This is a genomic window from Cellvibrio sp. KY-GH-1, from assembly GCF_008806975.1.
Lineage (GTDB): Bacteria > Pseudomonadota > Gammaproteobacteria > Pseudomonadales > Cellvibrionaceae > Cellvibrio.
Genome location: NZ_CP031728.1, coordinates 3,706,166 through 3,733,049, shown reverse-complemented (window position 1 = coordinate 3,733,049; position 26,884 = coordinate 3,706,166). Strand labels below are relative to the sequence as shown.

Sequence of the window (26,884 nt, the reverse complement as noted above, 5' to 3'; positions counted from 1 at the left end):
ATTTATTTGTATTGGTAAATGAATGGTTGTTTTGTGCGCCAGTAAAAATATCCGTAAATTTGCAAACGTTTACAAATATCAACTTTTGGTGACAAATTTTTCGACAGTTTTTACCGCCTGGTTGGCCATGGTCAGATCGGCCAATCCAGCCTGAATAAGCGAGTCACTTGGCGGGTTCCATGCGCAAGTTATCTTGATCTCTCGCCACTTAATAGATATGTTATATTATAACGTTTTATTGAGGTGTTTTATGATCCCGCTACCAGTGACACTCTTATCCGGTTTTCTCGGCGCCGGCAAAACTACCTTGCTCAATCACTTGCTGAATAACCGCGCCGGCCTGCGGGTCGCGGTGATTGTGAATGACATGAGCGAAGTCAACATTGATGCGGCGCTGGTGAGCAACCAGGTCGAGCTGCGGCGCGCCGAAGAAAAACTGGTGGAGCTGAGCAATGGCTGTATCTGCTGCACCCTTCGCGAAGACCTGCTAGTGGAGGTGCGCCGTTTGGCTCAGGAAGGACGGTTTGATTATCTGGTGATTGAATCGAGCGGCATTTCCGAGCCGCTGCCAGTGGCAGAAACTTTTACTTTTGCCGATGAAAATGGCCAAAGCCTGTCACAAATCGCTCGCTTGGATACGCTGGTGACAGTCGTTGACGGTGTGAATTTTCTGGAGGACTACTACGCCGCCGAATCGCTGCAGCAAATCGGTGCGAGCCTGGGTGAAGATGATGAACGCTATCTGGCGGAATTGTTGATCGAGCAAATTGAGTTTTGTGACCTGTTGTTAATTAGCAAAACCGATTTAATCAGCGCGGAAAAATTACACGAGCTGACGTGCGTGTTGCAGCGTTTAAACCCGACGGCAGAAATTATTGCTATCAGTAATGGGCAGATACCAATAAATAAAATTCTCAATACCCGCAAATTCAGTTTTGAAAAAGCGCAGCAGGCAGCGGGTTGGTTGCAGGAGTTGCGCGGCGAACATCAACCGGAAACCCTGGAATACGGGATAGAAAATTTTGTGTATCGCGCTCGTCGACCATTTCATCCGCAAAAAATTTACGAATTTTTTAACGCGAGTATGGCACAGGTGAATGCAGAAAATTCGTTAGCGAAACAAAGTCGTTTGTTGCGCTCCAAAGGTTTTTTTTGGCTGGCCTCACGTCCGCAGGTCGCCGGTTTTTGGCAACAGGCCGGCGGTGTTGCACAGCATGGTGCAGCCGGCATTTTTTGGAGTGGAATTCCTGCCGATGAATGGCCGCAAGACCTGGATCAGCGTGAAAATATTTTAAAAAACTGGCAAGAACCCTTTGGCGATAGGCGCCAGGAATTGGTATTTATTGGTCAACATTTGGATCGAAAATCCATGAATGACGCATTGGATAACTGCTTGCTCAGTGATGCGGAATTCGCGCGCGGTGAACAATACTGGGCGAACTTGCCTGATCCATTTCCAGTGTGGATTGACGGTTAATTCTCGGCTTTGTCGGTGTGAAAAAATCACAAAAAGTCGCCAAATTCATTCAGAAATCGTTCATGGCGCGAGGCTCATTCTGATATCAACACAAAGGAAAACCTCCGCTGTGTAACGCGATATCTAACGGCGCAATGCCTAACCAAGAATGACGAACCACGAGGAATGCATCATGAAAAAATTAATCAGTGTAAGCAGTTTGATGTTGAGTGTTTTGTTCTCCGCCAATGTGCTGGCTGCAGCAGATATGTTTATCAAAATCAGCGATGTTAAGGGGGAGTCGCGCGTAATAAGCTGCCCGAGCAGTATGTGTAGCCTGAGCGATGTTGCTGCCGGTACTTACCAGGTACAAGTGTGTGATGAAAAAGGTGGCGCTGTGAGCTCCAGCGTGAGTTTGTCGCATTCAGTGGTGAGTCCGCGCGATGCGGCGAGTGGTTTGGCGACGGGTAAGCGCATGCATAAACCAATGACGTTCACTAAACGTCTGGATAAAAGCTCACCGCAATTATTTAGTTTGGTAGTGGTGGATTCTGGCTCCCGTGTGACTATCCAGCCTCAGGCCGGTGTGAGCGAAGCTACAGCGCCTGTGTCGAGTGCAGTGTCCGGCGGCAAGGTGAATGTGCAGGATATCAGCATCACGCGTTAATACCGGGTTTGGCTGGCGCAAGCGGCTGTGTAGAATGCTGGCCTTACGCTTAACAAGGCCTTCCCCATGAGTGACCCGATTATTTCTTCTAGCTCCAGCGCAACGCCCGGCAACCCTGCCGGGCGTTCGTTAATTCCCACTAATATCATCACCGGCTTTTTAGGTGTAGGCAAAACCACTGCGATTCGCCATTTGCTGTCGATTAAACCCGCGGATGAAGTCTGGTCGGTGCTAGTGAATGAATTCGGTGAAATCGGTATTGATGGTGCGTTGCTCAAAGAAGTAAATGCTCACGTGCGCGAAGTGCCGGGCGGATGCATCTGTTGTGTGGCGGGTCTGCCGATGAAAATGGCCTTGAATATGCTCATCGCCAAAACCAAACCCGATCGCATTTTGATTGAACCAACCGGCTTGGGCCATCCGGAAGAAATAATTAATACCCTCACTGGTGAGTACTACGACACGGTGTTGGATTTGCGCGCGACGATTACGCTGGTGGATGCGCGCAAACTCAGCGATGAGCGCTACTACACCAACGCCAACTTCAAGGATCAGATTGCGGTAGCGGATGTACTGGTTGCTAACAAAATCGATTTGTCGTCCGCAGAGGACCAGTGCAAATTTGACGAGTTGGTCGCGCAATTCCAGCCGCCCAAGGCTGCGGCGTTTGCGGTTAATCAGGGCGGGTTGCAACGGGAGTGGCTGGATTACCCTCGTCGTTCACATCAGCTTACTCACCCTCAGCATCATGAGTCCCAGCGTGACAATCGTCTGCGGCCTTCGCGCGAGTTGTATAACAACGCCATCCAATTGCCAGAGGGAGAAGATTTTTTGCGGCGTGAAAATGCCGGACAAGGTTTTTACTCCTGCGGCTGGATGTTCAAACCGCAGATTCGCTTTGGTTTCAACCAGATTTTTGGTTGGCTCAGTGGCTTGCCGGCAGTGCGTGCGAAGGCAGTGTTAAACACGGATCAGGGCGTTTTTATGTTTAACGCGGAAAATGGTGTTCTCAGTGTCAATCAGCTGCCTATCGACGCTGAACTGGATCTTGCGGATAGTCGTATTGAGATAATCGACGATCAACCTATCGATGGGGCCAGTTTTGAACTGCTGTTGCTCGCCGCGCGAGTGTGAAACTTTCGGGCGATAAAACCAAAGCAAACATTATTTGCACAATCTGGGTGCAACTCCTGCGCAAAGGCTCCAGTCTGATACAGGAAATCTCACCAACTTAACGGTATTAGTCTAAGGTTAAAGGTAGAGTTCGCACCGGAAACTCACAACAACAAATACCATTTCAGGGGTCAAATAATATGATGTTACTCCTTTCTTTACTGGCGATTTGGGCCCTTGTGGCCGTGCTGGTGTATCGGCAAGTGGCCCTGGCTGCTGCCTCTGCCATAGTGTTAATCGCCTGGTTGGTGCTGGGTGCGGTGACCCCCATCCTTTATTCGCCCTGGCTGTTGACGCCGCTGGCGCTGGTTTTGGTGGTGTTAAATATTCCCGGAATTCGCCGTTCGGCACTGACCAAGCCGGTCTTTAACGCGCTGAAAAAATCCATGCCGCCGATCAGTGCGACCGAGCGCGATGCACTGGAAGCCGGTACCACCTGGTGGGAAAAACAACTCTTCAGCGGCAAGCCTGATTGGAATGAGTTTGCGCAAATCAGCCTGCCTCAGCTCACTGCCGAGGAGCAGTCGTTCCTGGATAATGAAGTGAGCGAGCTGTGTTCGCTATTGGACGAGTGGAAAATCCAGAACGATCTTAAGGACCTACCGCCTGAAGCCTGGCAGTACCTGAAAGATAAAAAGTTCTTTGGTTTGATCATTCCCAAGGAATACGGCGGGCTGGATTTTGGCCCCCACGCCCAAAGTCGGATCATGAGCAAAATTGCCAGCCGTTCCGGCACCGCGGCGGTGACCGCAATGGTTCCCAACTCGCTCGGCCCAGGGGAGTTGTTGGTCAAATACGGTACTGAGGATCAGCGCCAACGCTGGTTGCCCGGTCTGGCTAACGGTACCGAGATCCCCTGTTTTGGTTTGACTGGCCCTGAAGCCGGTTCTGATGCTGGCTCAATTCCCGATACCGGTATTGTGTGCAAAGGGATGCATGAGGGCCAGGAAGTGATTGGGCTGAAGCTCACCTTTAGCAAACGCTGGATTACCCTTGCACCAGTGGCCACGGTTGTTGGTTTGGCATTCAAGCTCTACGACCCTGAGGGTTTGCTCGGCGATCCCTCTAAAAAGGAATATGGGATTACCTGTGCGTTAATTCCCGCGAAGCATCCCGGTGTGGAAATCGGTCAACGTCATAACCCGGGTCAGCCCTTTATGAATGGCCCCATTTTTGGCACCGACGTGTTTATCCCTCTGGATTGGATCATCGGTGGCGCCGCCATGGCCGGTAAAGGCTGGCGCATGCTGATTGAATGTCTGGGGGCAGGCCGTGGCGTGTCCTTGCCATCGCTGTCTACCGCCAGTGGCGAAATGAATTACCGCATGGTGGGTGCTTACGCGCGTATTCGTCGCCAGTTCAATACCGAAGTGGGTAAATTTGAAGGCGTACAGGAGGCGACCGCTGACATTGCGGCGAGTGGTTACGCGCTGGAAGCTATGCGCCAATTTGTCACCAAAGGCTTGGAAACCGGTGCGCCGTCGGTAATGACCGCCATGGCGAAATACCACGCCACTGAAATGATGCGCAAATCGGTTGAGCACTCCATGGATGTTGTGGGTGGTCGTGCGATTCAAAAAGGCCCGCGCAATTTCCTCGTTGCTTCCTATCACGCTGTGCCGGTGGCAATTACCGTGGAAGGGGCAAATATTTTGACGCGTTCGTTGATGATTTTTGGTCAGGGCGCGATGCGTTGCCATCCATTCCTGTTTGAAGAAATGCAGGCGATGGAATTGGCTGATACCGATGAAGCTTTGAAAAAATTCGACAAGCTATTTACCAGTCACTTGGGTCATATCGCTAATAACCTGTTGCGCGCAAAACTGCTCGGTTTCCTCGGTGGTCGTTTCAGCAGTGTGCCGGCGAATGCGGATGACTTCAGCAAGCGCTGGTATCAACGCATTAATTTGCTGAGTGCCTCCTTAGCCTCAATGTCAGATATCGCGCTGGGAATTTTAGGCGGCAATTTGAAACGCCGTGAATTGTTGTCGGCACGTTTGGGTGATGTGCACAGCCAATTATTTATTGCCTGTTCAATTTTGAAGTTCCATTCGGCGCACCCGCGTACCCGTGCCGAAGATGCCCACGCCGAATATGCGCTCACCCGATCGCTCTATATTGCGCAGGAGGCTTTGCGCGATTTTGCCGATAACTTCCCGCAAAAGTGGATCGCGAAAACCATTCGCTTTGTCACTATGCCTTGCGGAAAGATTGTCAATAAACCCAACGACAATTTAATTCGTGAATTGGGCGAATTGATTATGGAAGAAAATCCGGTGCGACAAATGCTCGCCCAGTATCTCTACATCAGTCACGACCCGGAAGATGCCGCCGGTCGCGTGGAAAGCACTTACCAGCTGTTGTTGGCACTGGGCCCTGTGTGGCACGCGTTCCTGAAAGCCAAAAACACCGGCAAAATTTCTGGCGCGACCACCGAAGAACTGGCCAAAGATGCAGCAGCGAAAAATATTATCCAGCCACACGACGTGGCGCGCGTAGTGGAATACGATGCGCGTCGCTTCGACTGCCTGTTAACCGATGCGTTTGATAAGTTGTAATCGGTAGAAACAGCATTGCGCTTTTATAATAAAACGTTGTTCGGATAATAAATAAAAAACCCGCCGCGGCGGGTTTTTTATTGGCTGTTGAATGGTGTTAATTTTTTTGAATAGCTCATCAGGGTTTTTATCAACGTTTCGTAAAATCCAAAAATAGTTAAACGACAAAATCGCTTTCTGCTAGCAGGCAACAGTTTCGTCCCTGTTCCTTGGCTTTATAAAGTGCGCAATCAGCGCGTTTGAACGCGCTGGCAAAGTCTTCGTTCGGCAATTTGTCGCTGATGCCAAAGCTGGCCGTTACCGCTAGCGGGTTAAGGGGCTCAAACACCGTATCGTATATTTTCAAACGAATTTTTTCTGCAAGGGCGATTGCAAATTCTTTGCGAGTGCTAGGTAAGATGACGACGAATTCTTCCCCGCCCCAGCGCCCCAAAAAATCCTGTGGGCGAATAGCCTTGCTAACAATATTGGAGACTTCCTGGAGCACCCTGTCTCCCGCATCGTGACCGCGCCGGTCGTTGATTCGCTTGAAAAAATCTATGTCGAGAATAATCAACGCAAACTCTGGCGCATCCTGGTGTTGTTCGCGTTCGATATTGCAAATCATCAAGGTAGATACAATTTGGTCAATACCAAAGCGATTGTAGGCTTGAGTAAGTGGATCAACCGTCGAAAGGCGACGGAATCTATCTTTTTCTTGCAATAATTCAGCATTGGATTGGCTGAGTTCATTGATAACCTGCACATCATGTTTAGTTTGACGCTGGAGTTGAATAAGGCGGGAAATGGCAAGGATAAAAATACCGAGCATCCAAGTACCAAGAATTAACAGGTACCATCTGTCAGCGGAAATCCAGCCGCCGACAAATTCCAATTTTTCCAATTGTATATCTTGATTTCCCGGTGCCAGGCTTTCGACGTAATCAATGCCCAGCGATGCAACATTGTCCATTTGAGGGGCGGAGAGTTTACGTGGAATGTCATATTGCCCCAGCCACCAATCAGCGACCACAAATTCACTCAAGCTGATAGAAACCTCCTGTGTTAGATCGGCAGTATGCAACAGCATGGAGTGAAATTTTGTGCTGTTGTGATCCTCGATATTGGAATAAGCCGGGTCATAATTGCGGATAAAAATGCGAACTTTATTGGCAGATCCGCTGTGTTTTAACTTGAGATTCAGATGAGTAAATCCGCTTAAATCCAGACCCCGGTCTTTTATTTCAGGGGAAAATAGTGCGTTAAAGCCACAGGCAAAAAATTTGCTGGTATCGTCCACTGGGGTACTGCAGCGCCAAACGCCTCGATCTTGATTTAGCCAATAGGCATTGGGCTTGTCCTGAGTCTGGCTGGATGAATAGAAGTAGTAGACAAAATTGTTATTTGGCCAAATGGTCAGGCGCTTCTCAGGGAAGTATTGTTGGGCGATAACTGCCAGCATGGTGAACAAAATCGCCAGCAGTAGCACAGAGTTATATTGCTTATCATTCATTGATAGTTATGGCGTTTAGTGAGCGAACTGCTCTAAGTATTACTTAATAAATCAGATTTTCCAGAAAAAGCATGACTGGAGTTTTTCTCATTGCAGTAATGACTAAATGCGCCGAAGGTTAATGCAATATCCCTGCTTTGTGTGTTGGGATGAGCGCACACTCGGGTGATTGCTCAAATATTCGTTAAGCGCCTGTTAGCTAATCGCCGCTGGCTCGAGGGAGTTTTCAGCCATGACGCAACAGTTTCGCCCCGATGCCTTAGCGCGATAGAGCGCTGTATCCACGCGTTTGAAGCAGCTGGCGAAGTCCTCATCCTCTTGACGCTCACCGACGCCAAAGCTTGCGCTCACCTGCAAAGGATTATCCGGCTCAAATAGACTGTCGTAGATTGTTATACGAATTTTTTCGGCGACTGCCAGTGCAAACTCCTGACGGGTATTTGGGAGTAGTACCACGAATTCCTCGCCGCCCCAGCGTCCCAGGAAGTCATTGGAACCAATAGACTGCTGAATAATGGCCGATACCTGTTGCAGGATGCGGTCGCCGGCATCATGTCCGCGGTTGTCGTTAACTCGCTTGAAGTGATCTATGTCGATAATCATTAAGGCAAAGTCCGGGCGCTCTTCGGTGATACGCGGATTCTTTTTTACCGCCAGCAAAGTAGTGACAATCTGATCAATACCAAACCGGTTATAGGTCTGGGTGAGCGGATCGACCGTCGACAAGCGACGGAACCTGTCGCTTTCCTTTTTAAGTTGTTCGTTGTTTTGGTTTAGCTCATTGATAATTCGGGTGTCGTACTTGGTTTGGCGATGGAGTTGAACCAAGCGTGTAAATGCAAAACAAAATAGACCTATCAACCAGCTGGCGAGAATGCCCAGATACCAGTTCTCTCGGGAGACCCAGCCACCGGTAAATTCGATTTTTTCGATAGTGACATCATGGTTGCCGGCCTCGAGTGTGTCCGCGAAGTCGATGCCGATGGTTACTGCGTTGTGGAAGTCCGCTTGGGAATCGGCGCGTACTATTTTGTAATCCCTAAGCCACCAGTCAGACACTACGAACTCGCTCATCTTGAACGTCAGTTCTTTGTTCAGGTCGGCAACCTGAAGGTTGATGGCATTGAATTTGGTGCTGTTCTCGTCTTTAACATTGGAGTATTTGGGGTCGAAGTTACGGATGTGCACGCGGATATCCTTGGAGCTGCCCTGGTATTTCAGGACTACCGACATATGGGAGTAACTCGAGAGGTCTACGCCCTTATCGCGTTCATTTTCCTTAAACAGCTGAATGTTAAAGCTGCATGCCGTGAAAAAATCGTCGCCCGCGTCAGGGTATACGCAGCGCCATTGGCGTTTGCTCTCTTCCAACCAGCTTATCGCGGGTGTGCCATCGGGTAGATTTGTGGAGTACAAATAGACAATCGTACTTTGGTTGGGCACTAACACGAGTGATTTTTGTGGAAAGTAACGTTGGGCTACCAGCGCAATAACAGTAATTAAAATGGCCAGGAGGATTAACGAGTTGAGGTTTTTGGCGTTCATTCGTACAGAGTCGGCTAATTTCTACTATCGATGGGGTCAAGTATTGCCGGAAATATATGAACCGCCTGAATTTTTTCAGTCAGGGTGCAAGTCAAAATGACGCATCTGGCTCATACAGCGTAACGGCAACAGGTAATTGGCGTTAGCAGAGTTACCAGGCTCTATTTTTGGCGCCAAAAACAACATTTTAATCTATAAATAAGATTTTTCATACTGAGTAGTACAAAACGTACCCAAATAGCGCTAATCACCAACCAAAGCAGCCCTATCGAATAATCCCGACGGAAAAACTTGCGGTAAAAACGGCTCATACCTTTATGTTTGTGCCACTCCACAAAGAGTGGGCGGCTTTTGCTGCAGGTGCCTTGGTCGTGGCTGAAAGGGGCGTCGGGTACGAACAGAATTTCCCAGCCAGCGCGGCGGAAACGCATGCACCAGTCCAGATCTTCGCAGTGCAGGAAATAGCCTTCATCCCATAAACCGACTTGGGCTAGCGCCTCGGGTTTTACCAGCATGCAGGCGCCAGAAATAGCTTCGACGGCAATTGGTGCGGCGGGCAGGGGTTGTTGATGCAGGTTGAAATCCACCAATAGCTCCGGCCAGCGTTTGGCCAGGCGCTGCAAGCCAAAACTGCGTACCAGGGTGCGGCCGGGGGTTGGCGTCAGGCGGCGCCCTCCAGCTTGTTCTGTGCCGTCGGGATTTAATAACAACCCACCGGCCATTCCTGCTTGCGGGTTTTGCAGTAGGGTGTGGTAAAGCCGCGTCAGGCTCTCTGGTGCGCAAATACAATCAGGATTGAGAAAAAACAAAAACGGCTGGTTCGCGGCCCGCGCCCCTATATTGCAGGCTTTTGCGAAACCCAGATTGGCGCCGTTGCGGATAATCTTGACCCGTGTGTCCTGGGCGAATCTGGCTTCTACCAATGCCAGGCTTTGATCCTGCGAGTCGTTATCCACCAAAATCACTTCGTTGGTTTGATCGATAACCGCGCTAATGGATTCCACTAGCACCGGGCCGGCATTGTAGTTGACGATGATGGTCGTGATGGGTGATGTGGTCACAAGAGTTCCCGCCTGAAAATCAGGCCGCGAGCATAGCGGATGCGTGCGCAAGCTGCATCAATCAGGCGCATTCCATGGGCAAGTTCATCAATTTACAGTAGTATGCCAAGCCATTTGTGCGCCCTTGTGCGCCAGAGCGATTTTCCAGCGGAGATGATTCCCGGCGTGAGTAAACTTATCGGTGAAATACTCGTCGAGCGCGGTTTGGTGCAGCCTGACGATGTTAAAAAAGCCCTGCAATTGCAGCAGTCGACTGGCGGTCGCATAGGCGCTGGCCTGGTGCGTATGGGTGCGGTCGCCGAAGAGCAATTGCTGGATGCTTTATCCACCCAGTTGGAGTTGCCGGTAGTTCTGGTGGGACGCGATCTGCCTGATGCCAGTGGCCTGTTCAGTCAGATCAAACAGGGCCGTATCGATATCAACTGGTGCATCGATAATCGCATCATCTATTGGCAAAACGATGAACAGATGTTGAGTTATACCGGACGCGATCCATTATCCGCTTTCGCTAGCGATGTGCTGCAATATCACTACCCCGAGTTGATTCTGAAGCCGGCGCTGATCCTCAGTCATAGTCTGGATATCCTGATTGATTACCTGCGCAAGGAGCTCAACGCTGAGCGTTTCTTCTCTGAAGGCAGCGAAACCAAAGGCCTGCGCGAACTGGCGGAGGAAGCACCGGTCGTTGAGTTGGTGAACAATATTTTCTCCAAAGCCGTGACCTTTAATGCCTCGGATATTCATCTTGACCCTCAGGAAGAAGTCTTCCGGGTACGCTTGCGTGTCGACGGCATTTTACAAACCCATCTGGAACAGCCCATTGATCGCTACCCGGCAGTGGCCTCGCGGGTGAAGTTGATCTCCGAAATTGATATTGCCGAGCGCCGTTTGCCGCAGGATGGCCGCATCACTACGCGCGTGAATGGCCGCGAGATGGACGTGCGGGTATCGACCCTGCCGGGCGTACACGGCGAATCCATAGTCATGCGTCTATTACCCAAAGATCGCAAAGAGCTCTCGCTCGCGACTCTGGGGTTGGAACAGGATCATATGGATCTGGTTGGCTCGCTGATGCAAGAGGCCAATGGCATTGTGCTGGTTACCGGCCCAACGGGTTCGGGTAAATCCACCACCTTGTATGCTGCCCTGCAGGAAGCAACTGACGGCACGCGCAAAATTCTCACGGTGGAAGATCCTGTCGAATACCAGTTGCCCGGCATTACCCAGGTACAGGCTCATGCTGAAATTGGTTACACCTTTGCCAAAGCCCTGCGCGCTTTCTTGCGGCAAGACCCGGATGTAATCATGGTGGGCGAGATCCGCGATTTGGAAACGGCACAGATTGCGATCCAATCGGCGCTGACGGGTCATTTGGTGTTATCAACCTTGCATACCAATGATTCGCTGTCCGCCTTTACCCGTTTAATTGATATGGGGGTGGAGCCATTTTTGGTGGCGGCGCCGATCAAAGCGGTACAGGCCCAACGGCTGGTGCGCAAAATCTGTAAGCACTGCGCAAAACCGGCGCAGGTACCGGAGTCGATCAATGCTGAATTTGCCGGTTTGAAGCGCGACTTTACGCCCAATTGGGTGGAAGCGGTAGGCTGTGCTGCTTGCAATAACACCGGTTATTCCGGGCGTATGGGCGTGTACGAGATAGTACCTATTTCCCCTGAACTGCACGACATGATTATCGCTAACACGCCGGTCACCGAAATGCGCAAGCTGGCGCGCCGCCAGGGCCACAGGTCTATGTATCAGGATGGTTTGATCAAAGCCGCACGCGGCCAGACCACGGTGGAAGAAGTTATGCGTGCTACCAATATTGATGCGGACTAAACCATGATGAAACACAGGGGAGCTGCCGATGCAATTCAGCTATAAGGCGCTCGACCAGAATCAGGCAGTCATCAGCGGTGTGATCGAAGCCACTGATGAGCGCGAAGCTGCGCGCCTGATCCGAGAGAAAAGCCTGCAGCCGTTAAGTGTTACTCCCCATGAGGAAGCCTCCGGTAATATCCGTAAAAAACTCGGACGCGAGGAAATTACCGTTTCGCTGTTCGAGCTGACCACCATGCTTGAATCGGGCGTCTCTATCGCCGAAGCCTTACAGTCATTGCAGGAGGCGGATTCCCATCCGCAACTGCGCAAATTTTATCGTTCAGCCTCGGAGCAACTGCAGCGCGGCGCCAGCTTCGGACAAGCATTGCGCGCCGCGGAATTGCAGTTGCCTGCCTATTTCATCCAGCTGGTGGAAGCCGGGGAAGCATCGGGGCAATTGGGCCAGACGATGAAACGCGGCGTGGAGCAGATGGAATATGACCTGTCCGTGGTTAATGAATTGCGCAACGCGCTGATTTACCCGGCCGTGTTGGTGCTAACCGGCATCAGCGCGGTGGCACTTATCTTTATTTTTGTAGTCCCAAAGTTCGCCAATTTAATGGATGGCAAACAGGAATTACCCATGCTCGCCACGGCAGTGCTCTCTACCGGTTTGTGGCTCAATGAAAATTTTTATTGGGTGGCCGCTGTCGTAGTGGTGTTGGGTGCAATGCTGGGGATGCAGTTTGCCAAGCCCGAAGTGCGCCAGGCATTGTTGGATAAGCTATCGACCCTGCCGGTGTTTGGCCGCTGGTTGGCGGAATCCGATATCGCCCGCTGGTCCTCGGTAATGAGCGCCATGCTCGCCAGCCACATCGAACTGACGCGCGCACTGGATCTGGCGCGTGCCAGCGTGAAAAACTCGCGTCGCAGTAAAGGTTTATTGTCGGCACTCAATGCGGTGCAATCCGGCGGCAGCCTTTCCAAGGCGCTGCAGGATAACCAGATTCTCAATGCCACTGCCTACAACCTGATCCGCGCCGGCGAAAAAACCGGTCGCTTGGCGGAGATGCTGCAAGCAGTGGCCAAGATTTATGAAAACTCCGGTAAAAACCGGATGAAGCGGCTGTTGTTATTAATCGAGCCCTTGGCGATAGTGTTAATTGGGATTGCCGTGGGGGTGATTATTCTGGGCTTGATCCAGGCAATCACCAGCGTTAATGACGTGGCGATTTAAGCAAGCTCCTCCCTAACCCTCCCCTTCGAAAGGGGAGGGGGCAAGCTCCTCACCCTTGCCAAGGGGGAGGCTGGGAGGGGGTAATTTTTTAGGAGAATCTATGCGCAATACTAAAACTCACCAACGTGGCTTCACCATGATCGAACTACTGGTGGTGTTGGTGATCCTCGGCCTATTGGCCGGTTTGGTTGGCCCGAGAATGTTTGGCAAGGTCGATAGTGCCAAAGTTAAAACGGCTGAAACCCAGCTCAAGCTGCTCAAGTCGTCACTGCAAACCTATCGTCTGGATATGGGCGAATATCCCAGCACCCAGGAAGGCTTGGCGGCACTTGCGCGTTCGCCCGACAACTCGCGCGCCCAACAAAATTGGAAGGGCCCGTATCTGGACGAAGAAATTCCCGCGGACCCATGGGGTAATGCCTACCAGTATCGTCGCGAAAAAAATGGTATGCAGGATTTCACCCTTTATTCACAAGGTGCTGATGGCAAGCAAGGCGGCGAAGAGCTGGACGCCGACATAGGCTTGGCCAAGTAATTCCTTTTCCGGAAAAACAATATCCCATGAACCCGCGCGCCGGTTTTACCCTGATCGAATTATTAGTGGTGCTGATGATTCTCGGGCTGACCAGTGCGCTGGTTCTACCGCGCTTACCGGCTATATACGAACAATTTCAAGACAAGTCCGATCATGAGCGCTTGATACAACTGCTTGGATCGCTACCCCTCAAAGCCTACACCCGCCAGCAACCCATCACCCTTAAGCCGGAAGACGCGCTACAAACTCTGGTGAATGAGGGGTTGGAGTTGGATGGCGAACTAAAACTTCACCTCAACCAGCCTATCTTCTACCAGCCCAATGGTGTTTGCCTGGGTGGGGAGATCGACGCTGAGCTTAACGGCATTAACCGCCGCTTACAGCTAGACCCTCCTTATTGTGAGCCGCGCACAAATGACTAGCGAACGCGGCTTCACCTTAATCGAGGCAATAGTCGCCCTGGTAATTTTCTCCATGGCCGTCATGGGTATTTACAGTTGGATTAACACCAACCTGATTTCGCTCAATCGTGTGGCGGTTGTTGCTGAATCCGAATTTGTTGTCAACTCCGCCATGGAGCGCTTGAAACTGGTCGATCTGCGCAACGAGTCCGAGGGCGCGTTTGATGTGGCGGGTTACTTGGTGCAATGGCGCGCGGAGTTGGTGGAGCCCTGGAAACAGGGCTTGTCTCCGCGTGGAACACTGAGTCTTTATGATTTAGGGCTTTATCAAGTCACTCTCGAACTGAATAAAAATGGGCAGACGGTAACCACATACAACTATCGCCAAACTGCTTGGTACCAGGCGCGGGAACCAAAGAAAAATGAAGACGCATTCGCTCCCTAGCATGGATTATTACCGTCAGCGCGCCTTTACACTAATTGAGATGTTGGTGGTGATGATCATTGTCGCTATGGTAGTGACTCTGGTGATGCAAGGGTTTGGTTATTCATTGGGGCTGTATCAGCGAGTGGTTAAAACACAATCCAACGCGTACCAGCAGGCATTTGCCTATCGTTGGTTTACGACAACACTTCAGTCACAAGTTGCGATGCGACCTAAAGATCGTGGTCTGGAAGGTAATCAGTTTCAGTTTTCTACCTATACCTACGCGCCCTTGGTGGGTAGTGCGGGTTTAAAAACGCGTATAGCCTGGGAGTTGGAAACTAAGGGTGAGCAATTCGTGCTTGGTTATCGCGAAGGAGAGCGGCAATTTGTCGTAAATACATGGGTGGGCGCGAAAGGCCAGTTTCAGTATATGGATGTGGAAAATAACTGGCGCGATCTTTGGGTGCCGCAAAAAGAAGAGCCAACGGCGTTGCCCAAGGCGATCAGATTGCAGGTATATCAGGGTGATGAGCTATTAAATTACGTCGTTATCACAGAGACGCGAACCCGCGCGATCATCACGGCTGAGGAGAAAGTGTATGGCCGTGAATAGCAGAAAATTGGTTACGGCTCCTTCGCAACAGCAGGGCTTTATTCTTGCGGCAGTGCTTTGGGCGATAGCGATTATTTTTATTGTTGCAGGAATTTTTCATCATTACGTACAAGAAAAAATAAAAATCGCAGCACAGGCAAAATTGAATCTGCAGCAGCAATTGGATTTGCGTTCTACGGAACAAACTTTGTTTTACGTATTATCAAGTTCGCGACTAACCAGGGCGGGATTAACACTGACTCGGCAAGATGTCACTGATTACATAAATGCTGAAGAGGGGACCATTAATATGGATCCTATCGGTGATGAAATGCGGTTGGACGGCACGACCTATTTGGGGCTCGGAAATAGCGCATTTTATGTTCAGGATCTTATGGGGGCAGTTGCTCTAAACGGGCCTGACACTTTCGATTTGCAGCGCCTGATGCGCAATCAAGAGCCCAACGCGCAAGTTAGCCAGCAACTAATCGCTGCATTGCAAGATTACATTGATGCGAATGAAACATTGAGTTTGTCTGGTGCGGAAAAATATGAATACCAGCGCGTTGGTTTAAGTTCACCTACAAACGATTATCTGCGGTCAGAAATTGAATTGCGCAGAGTATTTGGCTGGTCTGAGTGGCTGGATACACATCCACAATTTGATTGGCAGGGTTGGCTTAGTGTTCGGCGCTACACAACAATAAATCCGAACAGTATGCCGAGGTCTCTACTGCGAGCCTATTTCGGGATTTCTGAGGAAGGTGCGGAGCAATTGGAAAGTCAGCGCCAGCAAAACCCGTTCATTGATTTGGATGATTTTTTTCTGCGCTCGGGGATTTCGGCAGGATTGTCTGAGGAAAATACCCGGTTTTTCTATGGTAATGAGTTTCAAATTTCCCTCTGGGATTCTGGGGGGGGACAAGCAGAGTTGATTAGCCTACAATTGACGCCCGCTGGTCCCTACGGACCATGGCAAATTAACTACAAATACCGAGCACCTATAGTCAGGCGTGATCATGAACCTTCGGCCCTTCAGCAAACCCGCCTCTTTGGTCACACCCTGGGTGATAACCGCTGATAGCGCAGAGTTATTGGATCAATGTGCTCCATCCATGTCCGTGCAATTGGATTCCGCGCGGTTAATCATTCCGCGCCAATACCTTTTCTATACAAACATCCCATTGGCTAATCTGCCCAAGTCGTTACGTGCGAACTTAATTCATCAACGGGTGCAACAAGCCAGCCCTTTTGCAAACGTCGGCAGTTGGGTAGTTCAAAGCGATGATTCAGCACAGGTTTGGTTTTGGGATGCCGAACGCATTGCCAACCGTCGGGGTGAAAATCCCCAATTGCCGCAAACATTGTTGCCTGAGCCGCTCTTGCGTCAGCCTCAAACAGATGGGTTTTATTTACAGACCTGTCTATTTGGGTGGGATATGCAGTATTGGTTGTCAGGTGAGTTGCGACACACCCGCTGGACACCTAGTAAACCGGACGCTCGCGTCCAGACAGATTTTGTTCGTCAATGCGGCAAAACCATTCAGGGTGTGGATTGGGTCGAGTTAGCGCCCGATTTGCTCAGTCGACCTTGGAGCGAAAAACCTTTTTGGACCCGTGAAACGCTGACGCAAGAAAAAATAGCGAGCAAATTAATTGCAGCTGTGTTGATTGCCTGGGCTTGTCTGGAATTGGGTCTGGGTTTTGGTACTGAAATCAAATCCTCTTGGCTGGCTGCACAAGTCGCCGAAAAAAATGAAGCCATGATGGATTTGGTAAGTCAACGCGATGGGGCCTTGCGTCAGCAGGAATTTAATCAGGCTGTGAGTGAACTGGTTTCCACACCTTCACCATTATTTTTATCCGCGCAGGTCAATCAATGCCTCGCTAAATTCGACTTTGCTTTACTCGATTGGCAATACCAGCGCGGTCAGTTGATTGTCGTGTTACAAAAGGAAGGGCTTGATACCCGTGCGCTTATTGAGTCTTGCACCAGCAATCCCGCCTTTACTGATGTACGTGTAGAGCCGGGTATTACACCGGACCAAACCCGAGTCTTATTTAGCTTGCCTGGTGCAGTGTCAGAGGAACAAAACGATGCTGGCTAACCTGCATAAATTATTGATGCCCCACTGGTTGCAATTGCAACAGCAAACCGGTTCAAATCCGCGTTTGCGCTGGATGCTCTGGGGAATTCTTTATATCTTCCTTATTTACTTTGCTCTCAGTCTGGGTGATTGGCGAGCAGAGCAGCAACAATCCATTAACCAATTGCAGCGCACAGCAATCAAGCTGGAACAATTGGAATCCCAAACCGAATGGCCTGAGCGTTGGGAAGCGGAAAAGGCAGTCGGTGCCCAGTTGCAAGCGCGTTTGTGGAAAGCCAAATCTGCCGGTCTTGCAGAGGCTGATTTACAAAACTTCTTGCGCACTTTAATGAGTGTTCATGAAGGAGAGAGTTTGCGCTTGCGTTTAGCACCGACGGAAATGGTCACTATTGGCAGTGAAACCTTAATTAAGGTGAGTGCTGAAGTGTCTGCAATGCTGGGGGTGGCGCAAATTGATAATCTGATGCGCGCGATGGCTGAGCACCCGCGGGTACTTGTTGTAGAGCGTTTTAGCTACAGTCCGCAGCGTTCGGGTGTTTTCAGTATGTTGGTAACTGCTTATTTCAGTAGCGCGGAAGAGGTTGTTAGCCAAGGTGTGGCACCATGAGTCTCTCGCAGCGTTTTTCCCGGTTACCCGCTCACGAGCAGATTGTCTATACCTTATCGGTAAAACTGGCTGTATTGACTTTCGTCTTGGGTATTATTTGGGTCCTTCTCGGGTTTAGTGATCAGCCAGAACCAAGAGAAAACCCCTGGCATGCATCCGTTTTACCCAAGGCAGACGATGCGATGGGGTTGTTTATTGCCGTTACGGAAAAGCCACGCTGGTTTTCCGAGACCGGCATTCAGCAGCAAGCGCCAGTCGAGGATCCCGCCAAAGCTCTGGAAGGGAAACCGGAAAGCCTGCGTCTTACAGGTTTGGTTACCAGGGGGAATAAGCGCTATGCGCTGTTTGTTTCAGTCATTTCTTCGGCATCAATTGCTGGTAAACCCCCCGTAAGTCAATTGGCTGTTGGAGATACATTGGTGGGTGATTGGAAAGTGACTGCGATCTCTTCAAGTCAGGTGGAAATTCGTCAGGGAGACGAAACCCGCACGCTGAAAATGTATCAACCCAAAGAGTAGTGTTTTTATGTAGCACAAAAGTGCTACTCTGCTCCGAGAGGAGATTGCTATGTCGACTACCAGTATACGTATTCCTGACGATATAAAAGAACGGGTTGCATTGGCGGCCAAGCAGTCGGGAACCAGTGTGCATAATTTTATGGTGCAGGCGATTATTGAAAAAGCTGAGCAGCAAGAGTGCCTCGCAGCGTTTAATCAATTGGCTGAGCAGCGCCTGGATAAGTTGTTAGCTACTGGCAATGCGTTGGATTGGAGTCAGGTGCGCGAGCAATTGCAGACGCGTACTCAACAGTTACAGGACTCCCTTACCAGAGAATAGCAATGGCAACGATCAAACTTGCCGAAGGAGTCTGGGAGGACTTTGAGCGCATCCTTGCTCATCTCGATAAGTTTCAGGTTCAAAACCCCTTGGAGCGAATTCAGGCCATCATCAAGGCAATCGATGTTCTGGAAACTAATCCTCTTGTTGGTCGTCCTATTGATTCTATAAAACGCGAGTTAGTAATTGGGAAAGACTCTCAAGGTTATGTGGCGCTCTATCACTACTCGCCAATTGTGGATGCGGTATTTATTTTAGCGGTGCGCAGCCAGCGTCAAGCAGGTTATGCGCGCTAAGCATCAAAACCTTGCACCCAATCACCGCTTTAATCAAACTACCCGCCCAATTGCCAAAGTCTATGTTTTCCGGGAAATCATAATGTTCAGTGTGAAGGCCAGTTCTGTTGTAACCACCAGCTTGAAAACCGCCGTATCTTTGGGGGTGCTTATGACACTCACCAGTTGTAGCAGTTTCTGGCATAAACCTACGGCTGCGGAGCAAGGGCAAGAGCTGGTTCAGTTGGACCCTTTGCGTGAACCTAAAGAATTTGTAAGTGCCACCAGCCAGCCGCAGGCACAACAACAGATACCTCAAACCAAAATCAAACCAGGTCCTTCGATTACGATTGGCAGTACTGTTGCGGATGCTCAGGCCCAAGAGCTCTCACTGAGCTTAAAAGGCGATCCGATTTCAGGTAATTACCACAACATGCCGCTGCCTGTGTTCATTAATGAAGTGTTTGGTGAGCAGTTGGGTTTGTCCTTTACGTTAGATCCACAAATAGAGAAGCAAGAAGACCTGGTAACGTTACGATTGGTTGAAGCGGTTCCACCGTCTGAGTTATTTCGTATCGCCACGCGTACCTTGAATACCTATGGTGTTGCTGTATCCCAGCAGGGTGATGTGCTGAATTTCGCCATCGATAAAAATATTACCGCGGGCGAGACACCTTTGTTGGTAAGTGGGCGTGCTTTACCGGAGGTGCCGAGTTCGCACCGGCCGATGTTTGTCTTTGTGCCTTTGAAGGCGGTAACTAACAGTAGGGTGACTAGTTGGGTTAGGGATGCGCTCACTGGGAAAGATATTCAGGTCACTGAAGACCTAACCCGCAATGCGGTGCTGCTGAAAGGTAAGCCTGATTTGGTCAAACAAGCCCTCGCGATAATAGAGGTGCTTGATCAGCCGATAATGCGCGGAAAATTTTCTGCCAGTATTGAGCCTGCTTTTGTGAAGGTGGACGCACTGAGTAAAAACCTCAAGGAAGTGCTTAATGCTGAGGGTTATGATGCCCAAATTAAATCGCAAATCGGCTCAATTATTCTTATTCCACTGGAAGGGGCCAATCAGCTGGTAGTATTTGCCAGTAGTCAGCAAATAATCAACCATGTTCGTGAGTGGGTAGAGGTGTTGGATCGTCGCCAACAAATGAGTATCGACCAGGGGATCTTCACTTATGAGGTCCGCAATACAGAAGCGGCGCACATTGTTGAGCTCCTAAATAGTTTTGAGACTGGTGCATCACCAGGCATGCGGACTGGCGGGCAATCTTTTGTGGGCCAAGGTTCTGCCATCTCTGATGTTACTACTGCTTCGACTAACGCAATTCAAGGTTCTCAAAACCAATCTGCGACAGCAAAAATAAACGGTGGAAACTTCGTTGTGGATACCAACCGCAATACCATTATTTTTAAGGGCAGTGGCCAGGCTTGGTTGGATATGCTCCCGGTCATTCAAACGCTGGATAAAGCTGCGCCGTCTGTATTAATAGAAGTGTTACTCGCCGAAGTAACCCTAAACGATAAAGAGCAGACTGGCTTTGAATTTGTGGCTAACGGTTCGCAAAAAGTTGGCGGGCGCGTTTATAACTCAGTCGTAGGCACTTTGGGTGGATTGGGTGTCGGAACCTCGGGTTTGAGTGCAACTCTGGATAGCGCCGGCGAAACCCGCGCCATGTTAAACCTATTCTATGAGAACAAACGTGCCGAAATTCGTTCACGGCCACGACTTATGGTCAAGAGTGGGCAGCAGGCCACTATAGATGTAGGCACAGAAGTACCTACACTGGGTACCAGTAGTGGAGTGACGACAGGGGGGCTGGTTGTTCCTCCAAGTATTTCGAATCGGAAAACTGGGGTGCGTCTTACTGTATCACCAGTTGTTCACGCTTCTGGTCATGTGGATATCGAAATCGACCAGGAGTTGAGTGAAGCTCAGCCTAATGAGAGCAGCGGCATTGATTCTCCAAGCATTTTTAATCGTAAAATCCAGACTACGGTTACACTGCAGGACGGTGGCTCTATCTTAATTGGTGGTTTAATTTCCAGCTCTAAGTCCTTGGGAAATGTAGGGGTTCCATGGTTTGGAAAATTGCCTATAATTGGGCGTCTTCTGCGTGCGGACAGTAATTCGTCGGCGCGTACCGAGCTGATGGTCATGATCATTCCCTATGTCATCGACAGTCCTGCAGAAGGGCAAGCCGTCACTAAAAGCATCCAGCAAACCTTCCAGCAACCTGAGTTGTTAGAGGTTTCTGGTTCAACCGCTGTTCAGGTTGACTAAATCACACTCAAAAACGCCGTGATTTAAATCCAAAACCGGGCAAATGGGTTGGCTTTTAATAACTTAGGCTTGATCTATGGGTTTGAAGCGGTATATTCTTGGGCGGTCTTTAAATCGTGGGATTGCTCTTGCAGACCCAAGGAACCAAGACCAATCAAAATCAACGTTGATTATAAATTCATGAAATAGGAGTTAAACCATATGGTTTCCAAGAAAATTTTAGGGTTGGCTGTAGCTGCTGCCTTCTCTTCACAAGCATTCGCTGCAATCGATATGACAGCTGGCACTAACGGTGCAGGTACTGGTGCTGTTACTGTTGCAAAAGAGTCTGTTACTACTGCTCAAGTTACCAGTGGTTTGGTTCAAGTAACTCACGCTACTGCTTTCGACACCACTTTTGACCTTGGTTTTGGTACTTCTGCTGGTTCACACGCCTTCATCCGTATCGACCTGACTGGTGGTGCTAAATTCAAAACTGGTGTTTCAGGCGCTTCTTTGACCCTGACTGGTAAAGTGGCCGGCGTTGCTAACGATTACGTAGTTCAAGTTGGTCAAGGCGGTGCTGCTGGTGACACTTACGTAATTTTCGACGTAACTGCTGTTACTGCAATGACTCAAGGTCAAGACGTAGTATTGGATCTGGCTGACATTCAACTGAGCCCAACCTCTGGCGCCGGTATGACTGTTGCTCACTACAGCACTTCACCTGCTGCAGTATCTGCAACTGCTTCTAACACCACTGGTGCTCTGGCAACTGATAGCTACAACTTTGCTTCTGTTACTCCAGCGCTGAAAGTAAACATCTCTGGCTCTGACAAGACTGCAGACGTAAATGCTACTCCAGTATTTACTCAGTTCACTGGTGCTACCCCAACTGCTACTCTGGGTAATGTACAGTTCGTTCTGACTGCCGGTGCAATCACTCCAGCTGGTACTGCTGTTACCTTGTTGAGCCAACTGATCGACACCAGTGCTGGTAAGTCAAAACTGGCTTTGACTGGCGACTTGAGCTTCATCGGTAAAACTGATGCTGCTACTACTGCTACCAAGCTGACCTTCGGCGGTGTTGCTGCTGACGTTGCTGGCACTGCTAGCAGCATCGTATCTACCGGCATGTTGACTGATCTGAGTGGTCAATTGGTTGAAGACACCACTACTGACCCGCTGGTTGGTAACAACGTTGTTATCACTGCTAACGGTAGCGATGCAATCAACGCTGGTTCTTACACTCTGACCTTCACTCCAACTAACATTGCTTCCGCCGCTTATGGCGCTGCATCTGCTAGTGGTTCAATCGGCAGCATTCTGCGTAACGGTGCAACTGCTCAAGTTCCGTACCTGACTACCAACGCTGGCCTGAACCAAAAATTGGTATTGGTAAACCGTGGTTCTAACGACACCACTTATAGCATCACCTTTACTCCAGAAGCTGGTGTAACTGCTGCTGCTGGTACTAAGGCAACTGGTACTTTGGCAAAAGGTAAAACTCTGGTGTTGAAGGCAGCGGACGTTGTTACTTTGACTGGCGGTACTCGCACTGCTGCTACCATCGTTGCTCTGGCTCCAGCTAGCGTAATCGATGCTGCTACCCAAACCGTTGTAACTGATACCACTTCAGTTTCTTACGGCTCAAACGACACTGTAAATCTGACTGTTAAGTAATTAACGTCTGATTTAACATTGTTTAAAAATAAGGGCGCCTTCGGGCGCCCTTATTTTTTGTACAGTTTGTATATAAAGTAATTTGATCTATTAGGTTTAACAAATTTAACCGGAAATTTATGCTTGGGTGTTACAGAACATTTTTAGCGTTGCTGGTTGTGATTCAACATCTAGGTGGCGCGTCGGTATTGGGTGCATATGCCGTATTTGGTTTTTACTGTATCAGCGGCTATTTAATGACGCGCGTGGTGCATGAAGGTTATGGCTATACAGCAACAGGCATTGGTCGCTATTTATTAAATCGTTTCTTGCGAATTTATCCTCTGTATTGGTTATCTGCACTTGCTTCTATCGGTATTGTTTTGGTCTTTGGTGCTTCAGTAACTAAAGCTTTTCATCCTGATATTTTTATACCGCAAACTACAGCAGACGCACTGCGCAACCTGTTTATATTTTTTCCCCAGCTTGAATCACCGCGGTTAACCCCCCCTGCATGGGCTCTTACGGTAGAGTTATGTTTCTATTTGTTGATAGGTGCAGGAGTTTCAAAAAACAAACTGATCACTCTGGTATGGTTTGTGTTTAGTCTTGGCTATCACTTGTTTGCTGCGCTAAATAATTACACCTGGGATGATATCTATTTCACTGTTTGGGCTGCGTCGTTACCTTTTTCAACGGGTGCATTTATCTATCATTTTCGCGGCGAGCTGATACGAATTTTAGGCTGGCTGCCGAGTAATATGTATGCTGGTTTGATGTTGTTTTCCTTGCTTCCAATAAATTGGTGGTTGTCGTCACTGGGAGATTATGTGAGAGATATCGGGTTTTATATTAATTACGTGCTTTGTGCATTCACTATCGCTTATTTGGTAAATGTACAGTCGCTTAATGTTGGTCTGCTTAAGATAGACAAAATAATTGGTGATTTGAGTTACCCCATTTATCTTTTCCATTATCAAATTGGCTTTTTGGTTATGGTTGGCCTGGGTTATATGGGATTTTCCGGTTCACGTGGTGACATGCTTTTAGCGATAATATCAATACCCTTTATTTTACTTGTTGCTGTATTAATAGCGCGATGGATTGAGGCCCCGATAATGCAATTAAGGGCAAGGATTAAAAAGCAACAACTAGTACAAGTTACAGTTCGCAATACGCAAACTAATGAATAGCCAGGTCAATCAATCTATCGATTACCTAATGGTACTGCGTGCGCTTAGTGCTATTGCGGTAGTTTTTTGTCATATGCCGTTCACAGCAAGCAGCTTCCTGGGTATTCCAGAAAATGAATGGTTAAATGGTTTCTTTAACCCCTTCGGATATATTCCGGTGCTGCTTTTTTTCACGCTAAGTGGTTATCTTGTCACGTTGGGTTTTGTCAGTGGCAGACACAATGCCTACTCAGTAAAGGGAATTGTGCGCTATTACCACAGTCGTATATTCCGTATTATCCCACTTTATTATTTTTCGATTCTGATATGCGTGCTGGTTTTTTGGTCTGCCGCTGAAGACAATCTTTTGCGAGTGATTAATCTCCTTTGGTTCGTGGAAAACTATAAGCCAGTGAATGGGATTGTTTTTAATCATGTCTATTGGACAATGCCGATAGAGATGCTTTATTTTTTTCTGGCTCCTTTTGTCTACCTGGCGGCTCGATGGTTAACTGAACGAACGGGCGATATTGTTTGTTTGCTGCTAATTTTTTTTATTGGTCTTGTTATATCACATTTGGTTTTTGCAGGATTTGAAAAATCGGGTGAGGGAGTTTTAGCTACGCGAAAAGATTGGAATTTGTTAGCAAGATTTAATTTTATTTACAACCTTCCTGCATTTCTATTGGGAGGTGTCTGTGCATTCATTGCTTGCAATCCCAAGAATCAAACGTGCTTTCTGCGCTATCGAACGTTGATTAAGTTTTCGAGTTTGCTGGCATTTTTGGTGGTTACTATCTATTGCAGTACAATTGGATTGCAGCAGATGGGTAATGGACTAATTAATTATTTTATTGTATTTGGGCTTATTCCCGCGTTGGCGCTTATAGTTTTTGCTGTGGCTGTGCTGGGGTTAACACAACCTACAAAAGCTGGCGCTTATGTGGCATGCATGCGAGGTATGGAGCATTTGGGTTTGTTGTCATACGGAATTTATTTATTTCATATGCCTGTTTATGAAGTGATCAATAAAACCTTGAAGGTATTAAATGTTGGTATTTCCGGTGAATGGATAACAATTTTAGTGTTGATTTTCACAGTAATTTTTTCGCAAGTGACTTATCTCTTGATTGAACAACCATTTTTGCGCAGACGCCATATCACATGATGGTGAAGATAGAACCAAAAAACAATTTCGGTTACTTTCCTATGACAACTCCTAAACTCCTTGTTGCTAGTGTGTATGCGCCTTCCGAGTGGAATGGCCAATGGTATGAATTGCAACGGCAATTTCTGAAAGAGACAACGCAGCATACCTCTTTTGAGTTCGCGGTGCTGCTAAATGGCATAGATAGGAATGAGTTGCCAGCGGATGCAAACATTATTGGAAAAAATCCGGGTAATACCGGCCATTCTGCGGCGATGCGTCAGGTGGTAGATTTTTTTCGTGCGAATGATGATTTTACGCATTTTTTATTTTTGGACAGTGACTGTTTTCCAATTCATAATCGTTGGTTTGAAACTTTGACTGAGCAAATGAGCCATTTTGGTAAACATTTTGCTGCGCCTGTTCGCACGGAAAACCTGGATCGTTTTCCTCATCCCTGTGCTTTTTTATGTGATTCCAAAGGTCTGGATGATCGGAGAGTAAATTTTGATATTGGATATGAAGATACCAATATTTTGGGCGAGCTAGTGAAAGATGTCGGCAATGCCATGCTACCCCTAATGCCTGATATTCTGCCGATGTTGCGTACCAATCTGGTAAATCTACATCCGGTTGCTGCAGGGGTGTACCATCATTTGTTTTATCACCATGGTGCAGGCAGCAGAAATTTCGAATTCCGAGTAGTGAATAAATATGGCTACTATAATCATTGGTGGAAAAAAGAAGGTGACGAGGTTTTAGCTGATCAGCTACGCGAAGCATTGTTTAAAGACCCCCAGGGTTTTTTAGCATTGCTTACGAATCCGATAAAAATACCCTCGGCTTAGTAGGTATGTCATTGGTTGCGACAAATATTAAACAGCTGAAATCCACTGGAGTTATTTTTTACCGCGACTTCCAGGAATATACCGGAGGCCATCAAAAGGTCGCTGACTATTTCCAGCATCTAAAAACCTCTGTGGATTTCTCACCGTATATCGGTTTTTCGCCGCAATCAAAATGGGATTTAACAAACCCCTGGTTTCCCGAGTATCAACAACAATCTGTTGATTATTTACCGGCTAATTACAAGTATGCTTTTCTCGCAGGCCTGGATTGGCAGACGTACCTCAATGCGAATCCACCGGCAAACCAGCCGATTATTAATTTGATTCAGCATGTACGCCATGCAGATCCTGTGCAGCCAATGCACGCCTTCTTAAAGCAGAAAGCGGTACGTATCTGTGTATCGAAAGAGGTAGAGGCAGCAGTTCTCTCGACGGGTTTGGTGAATGGCCCGGTATTTACTATTGATAATGGTATTGATATTCCGCCAATCGCTGCTCAGGTTCGACAGCATCAGGTGTTTATCTTTGGCCCTAAAAATCCCGAGCTGGCAAAACTGTTGAGCCAGCAGTTAACGACGCAGGGTATAGACAATCATTGTGTTGTCGACTGGGTGCCGCGCGACCTTGTACTGAAATCCCTCGCATCCAGTCGGATTGCATTACTTTTGCCAAATACTACGGAAGGTTTTTACCTGCCGGCGTTGGAGTCAATGTGCTATGCAGAGCTGACTATAGTGCCGGATTGTGTAGGTAATCGCAGTTTCTGCCACAACCGCCAAAATTGTTTGTTTCCCGCGTACAATACGCCCGCGCTGTCGGCGGCGGTGACAGAGGCGTTAAGTTTGTTGCGGCAACCCGAACAGCTAAACATTTTTAAACGGAATTGTGCGCAAACCCTGGCGTATCATTCGCTGGCGCGTGAGCGTGCACAATTTCTCGATCTGATACGGCAACTGGATAGTATCTGGGCATCTATCTGATCTCGACGAACGGACCAGGC

General features: G+C 48.7%; 25 protein-coding genes. 22 read left to right on the top strand and 3 right to left on the bottom strand.

Translation table 11 applies throughout. The features are described 5' to 3' along the window. The first annotated feature begins 250 nt into the window (after positions 1-250). The 4 genes from zigA to D0C16_RS15715 all read left to right on the top strand — a co-directional run bounded on the left by zigA (position 251) and on the right by D0C16_RS15715 (position 5,854). Positions 251-1,477 carry a zinc metallochaperone GTPase ZigA gene (gene zigA / locus D0C16_RS15730; protein WP_151033231.1) on the top strand — a complete coding sequence of 409 codons (1,227 nt, stop codon included), beginning with the start codon at positions 251-253 and terminating at the stop codon, positions 1,475-1,477. A 172-nt stretch (positions 1,478-1,649) separates the two neighbouring features. Further along, complete coding sequence (locus D0C16_RS15725) at positions 1,650-2,123, top strand: type VI secretion system tube protein Hcp (protein ID WP_225318709.1); 474 nt, start codon at positions 1,650-1,652, stop codon at positions 2,121-2,123. Positions 2,124-2,189: 66 nt separating this feature from the next. Beyond that, the gene (locus D0C16_RS15720; protein WP_151033230.1) at positions 2,190-3,257 is read left to right on the top strand and encodes a GTP-binding protein; all 1,068 of its coding nucleotides are present in this window, start codon (positions 2,190-2,192) and stop codon (positions 3,255-3,257) included. Positions 3,258-3,436: 179 nt separating this feature from the next. Continuing rightward, positions 3,437-5,854 carry an acyl-CoA dehydrogenase gene (locus D0C16_RS15715; protein WP_225318708.1) on the top strand — a complete coding sequence of 806 codons (2,418 nt, stop codon included), beginning with the start codon at positions 3,437-3,439 and terminating at the stop codon, positions 5,852-5,854. 157 nt (positions 5,855-6,011) lie between these two features. Here D0C16_RS15715 and D0C16_RS15710 read toward each other — a convergent pair whose 3' ends face one another. The 3 genes from D0C16_RS15710 to D0C16_RS15700 form a co-directional block, all read right to left on the bottom strand. Continuing rightward, positions 6,012-7,346, bottom strand: coding sequence for a GGDEF domain-containing protein (locus D0C16_RS15710; protein WP_151033229.1), 1,335 nt, complete (start codon positions 7,344-7,346; stop codon positions 6,012-6,014). A gap of 195 nt (positions 7,347-7,541) precedes the next feature. Continuing rightward, positions 7,542-8,891, bottom strand: coding sequence for a GGDEF domain-containing protein (locus D0C16_RS15705; protein ID WP_151033228.1), 1,350 nt, complete (start codon positions 8,889-8,891; stop codon positions 7,542-7,544). A gap of 161 nt (positions 8,892-9,052) precedes the next feature. Beyond that, positions 9,053-9,952, bottom strand: coding sequence for a glycosyltransferase family 2 protein (locus tag D0C16_RS15700; protein ID WP_151033227.1), 900 nt, complete (start codon positions 9,950-9,952; stop codon positions 9,053-9,055). A gap of 165 nt (positions 9,953-10,117) precedes the next feature. Here D0C16_RS15700 and D0C16_RS15695 point away from each other — a divergent pair, with 165 nt between their 5' ends. The 18 genes from D0C16_RS15695 (at position 10,118) to D0C16_RS15610 (ending at position 26,864) form a co-directional block, all read left to right on the top strand. Next, entirely contained in the window at positions 10,118-11,791 is a 1,674-nt protein-coding gene (locus D0C16_RS15695; RefSeq protein WP_225318707.1) for a GspE/PulE family protein, read from the top strand. A gap of 28 nt (positions 11,792-11,819) precedes the next feature. Beyond that, a complete protein-coding gene (locus D0C16_RS15690) occupies positions 11,820-13,010 on the top strand; it encodes a type II secretion system F family protein (protein WP_151033226.1) in 1,191 nt (396 codons plus the stop codon). 100 nt (positions 13,011-13,110) lie between these two features. Next, entirely contained in the window at positions 13,111-13,545 is a 435-nt protein-coding gene (gene gspG / locus D0C16_RS15685) for a type II secretion system major pseudopilin GspG (RefSeq protein ID WP_151033225.1), read from the top strand. A gap of 26 nt (positions 13,546-13,571) precedes the next feature. Next, complete coding sequence (locus tag D0C16_RS15680; RefSeq protein WP_151033224.1) at positions 13,572-13,967, top strand: Tfp pilus assembly protein FimT/FimU; 396 nt, start codon at positions 13,572-13,574, stop codon at positions 13,965-13,967. Next, a complete protein-coding gene (locus D0C16_RS15675; protein WP_151033223.1) occupies positions 13,960-14,391 on the top strand; it encodes a type II secretion system protein J in 432 nt (143 codons plus the stop codon). The genes D0C16_RS15680 and D0C16_RS15675 overlap by 8 nt, the downstream gene beginning before the upstream one ends. Then, positions 14,369-14,986, top strand: coding sequence for a prepilin-type N-terminal cleavage/methylation domain-containing protein (locus D0C16_RS15670; protein WP_151033222.1), 618 nt, complete (start codon positions 14,369-14,371; stop codon positions 14,984-14,986). Before D0C16_RS15675 ends, D0C16_RS15670 begins: the two co-directional genes overlap by 23 nt. Further along, positions 14,973-16,046, top strand: a complete 1,074-nt coding sequence (locus D0C16_RS15665; RefSeq protein WP_151033221.1) for a general secretion pathway protein GspK — start codon at positions 14,973-14,975, stop codon at positions 16,044-16,046. The genes D0C16_RS15670 and D0C16_RS15665 overlap by 14 nt, the downstream gene beginning before the upstream one ends. Continuing rightward, positions 15,985-17,073 carry a hypothetical protein gene (locus tag D0C16_RS15660; RefSeq protein WP_151033220.1) on the top strand — a complete coding sequence of 363 codons (1,089 nt, stop codon included), beginning with the start codon at positions 15,985-15,987 and terminating at the stop codon, positions 17,071-17,073. Before D0C16_RS15665 ends, D0C16_RS15660 begins: the two co-directional genes overlap by 62 nt. Continuing rightward, positions 17,063-17,680: a hypothetical protein gene (locus tag D0C16_RS15655; protein ID WP_151033219.1), complete on the top strand. Its 618-nt coding sequence runs from the start codon at positions 17,063-17,065 to the stop codon at positions 17,678-17,680. Before D0C16_RS15660 ends, D0C16_RS15655 begins: the two co-directional genes overlap by 11 nt. Further along, positions 17,677-18,198, top strand: a complete 522-nt coding sequence (locus D0C16_RS15650; protein WP_151033218.1) for a hypothetical protein — start codon at positions 17,677-17,679, stop codon at positions 18,196-18,198. Before D0C16_RS15655 ends, D0C16_RS15650 begins: the two co-directional genes overlap by 4 nt. 49 nt (positions 18,199-18,247) lie before the next feature. Then, on the top strand, positions 18,248-18,517 hold the full coding sequence (locus D0C16_RS15645) for a DUF6290 family protein (RefSeq protein WP_151033217.1): 270 nt from the start codon (positions 18,248-18,250) through the stop codon (positions 18,515-18,517). 2 nt (positions 18,518-18,519) lie between these two features. Then, positions 18,520-18,813, top strand: coding sequence for a type II toxin-antitoxin system RelE/ParE family toxin (locus D0C16_RS15640; RefSeq protein WP_151033216.1), 294 nt, complete (start codon positions 18,520-18,522; stop codon positions 18,811-18,813). Between the two features lie 82 nt (positions 18,814-18,895). Further along, a complete protein-coding gene (locus D0C16_RS15635) occupies positions 18,896-21,076 on the top strand; it encodes a type II secretion system protein GspD (protein WP_191968511.1) in 2,181 nt (726 codons plus the stop codon). A 201-nt stretch (positions 21,077-21,277) separates the two neighbouring features. After that, a complete protein-coding gene (locus tag D0C16_RS15630; RefSeq protein WP_151033214.1) occupies positions 21,278-22,738 on the top strand; it encodes a hypothetical protein in 1,461 nt (486 codons plus the stop codon). Positions 22,739-22,857: 119 nt separating this feature from the next. Beyond that, positions 22,858-23,910, top strand: coding sequence for an acyltransferase (locus D0C16_RS15625; RefSeq protein ID WP_151033213.1), 1,053 nt, complete (start codon positions 22,858-22,860; stop codon positions 23,908-23,910). Further along, the gene (locus D0C16_RS15620; protein ID WP_151033212.1) at positions 23,903-25,057 is read left to right on the top strand and encodes an acyltransferase; all 1,155 of its coding nucleotides are present in this window, start codon (positions 23,903-23,905) and stop codon (positions 25,055-25,057) included. Before D0C16_RS15625 ends, D0C16_RS15620 begins: the two co-directional genes overlap by 8 nt. Then, complete coding sequence (locus D0C16_RS15615) at positions 25,054-25,884, top strand: hypothetical protein (protein ID WP_151033211.1); 831 nt, start codon at positions 25,054-25,056, stop codon at positions 25,882-25,884. Before D0C16_RS15620 ends, D0C16_RS15615 begins: the two co-directional genes overlap by 4 nt. Positions 25,885-25,889: 5 nt before the next feature. Beyond that, positions 25,890-26,864 carry a glycosyltransferase gene (locus D0C16_RS15610; RefSeq protein WP_151033210.1) on the top strand — a complete coding sequence of 325 codons (975 nt, stop codon included), beginning with the start codon at positions 25,890-25,892 and terminating at the stop codon, positions 26,862-26,864. The last annotated feature ends 20 nt before the right edge of the window (positions 26,865-26,884 follow it).

Bases quoted from the DNA above. Each gene is read 5' to 3' on its own strand.
- zigA (WP_151033231.1), top strand. From the start codon at position 251: ATGATCCCGCTACCAGTGACACTCTTATCCGGTTTTCTCGGCGCCGGC.
- D0C16_RS15725 (WP_225318709.1), top strand. From the start codon at position 1,650: ATGAAAAAATTAATCAGTGTAAGCAGTTTGATGTTGAGTGTTTTGTTC.
- D0C16_RS15720 (WP_151033230.1), top strand. From the start codon at position 2,190: ATGAGTGACCCGATTATTTCTTCTAGCTCCAGCGCAACGCCCGGCAAC.
- D0C16_RS15715 (WP_225318708.1), top strand. From the start codon at position 3,437: ATGATGTTACTCCTTTCTTTACTGGCGATTTGGGCCCTTGTGGCCGTG.
- D0C16_RS15710 (WP_151033229.1), bottom strand. From the start codon at position 7,346: ATGAATGATAAGCAATATAACTCTGTGCTACTGCTGGCGATTTTGTTC.
- D0C16_RS15705 (WP_151033228.1), bottom strand. From the start codon at position 8,891: ATGAACGCCAAAAACCTCAACTCGTTAATCCTCCTGGCCATTTTAATT.
- D0C16_RS15690 (WP_151033226.1), top strand. From the start codon at position 11,820: ATGCAATTCAGCTATAAGGCGCTCGACCAGAATCAGGCAGTCATCAGC.
- gspG (WP_151033225.1), top strand. From the start codon at position 13,111: ATGCGCAATACTAAAACTCACCAACGTGGCTTCACCATGATCGAACTA.
- D0C16_RS15680 (WP_151033224.1), top strand. From the start codon at position 13,572: ATGAACCCGCGCGCCGGTTTTACCCTGATCGAATTATTAGTGGTGCTG.
- D0C16_RS15675 (WP_151033223.1), top strand. From the start codon at position 13,960: ATGACTAGCGAACGCGGCTTCACCTTAATCGAGGCAATAGTCGCCCTG.
- D0C16_RS15670 (WP_151033222.1), top strand. From the start codon at position 14,369: ATGAAGACGCATTCGCTCCCTAGCATGGATTATTACCGTCAGCGCGCC.
- D0C16_RS15665 (WP_151033221.1), top strand. From the start codon at position 14,973: ATGGCCGTGAATAGCAGAAAATTGGTTACGGCTCCTTCGCAACAGCAG.
- D0C16_RS15660 (WP_151033220.1), top strand. From the start codon at position 15,985: ATGAACCTTCGGCCCTTCAGCAAACCCGCCTCTTTGGTCACACCCTGG.
- D0C16_RS15655 (WP_151033219.1), top strand. From the start codon at position 17,063: ATGCTGGCTAACCTGCATAAATTATTGATGCCCCACTGGTTGCAATTG.
- D0C16_RS15650 (WP_151033218.1), top strand. From the start codon at position 17,677: ATGAGTCTCTCGCAGCGTTTTTCCCGGTTACCCGCTCACGAGCAGATT.
- D0C16_RS15645 (WP_151033217.1), top strand. From the start codon at position 18,248: ATGTCGACTACCAGTATACGTATTCCTGACGATATAAAAGAACGGGTT.
- D0C16_RS15640 (WP_151033216.1), top strand. From the start codon at position 18,520: ATGGCAACGATCAAACTTGCCGAAGGAGTCTGGGAGGACTTTGAGCGC.
- D0C16_RS15635 (WP_191968511.1), top strand. From the start codon at position 18,896: ATGTTCAGTGTGAAGGCCAGTTCTGTTGTAACCACCAGCTTGAAAACC.
- D0C16_RS15630 (WP_151033214.1), top strand. From the start codon at position 21,278: ATGGTTTCCAAGAAAATTTTAGGGTTGGCTGTAGCTGCTGCCTTCTCT.
- D0C16_RS15625 (WP_151033213.1), top strand. From the start codon at position 22,858: ATGCTTGGGTGTTACAGAACATTTTTAGCGTTGCTGGTTGTGATTCAA.
- D0C16_RS15620 (WP_151033212.1), top strand. From the start codon at position 23,903: ATGAATAGCCAGGTCAATCAATCTATCGATTACCTAATGGTACTGCGT.
- D0C16_RS15615 (WP_151033211.1), top strand. From the start codon at position 25,054: ATGATGGTGAAGATAGAACCAAAAAACAATTTCGGTTACTTTCCTATG.
- D0C16_RS15610 (WP_151033210.1), top strand. From the start codon at position 25,890: ATGTCATTGGTTGCGACAAATATTAAACAGCTGAAATCCACTGGAGTT.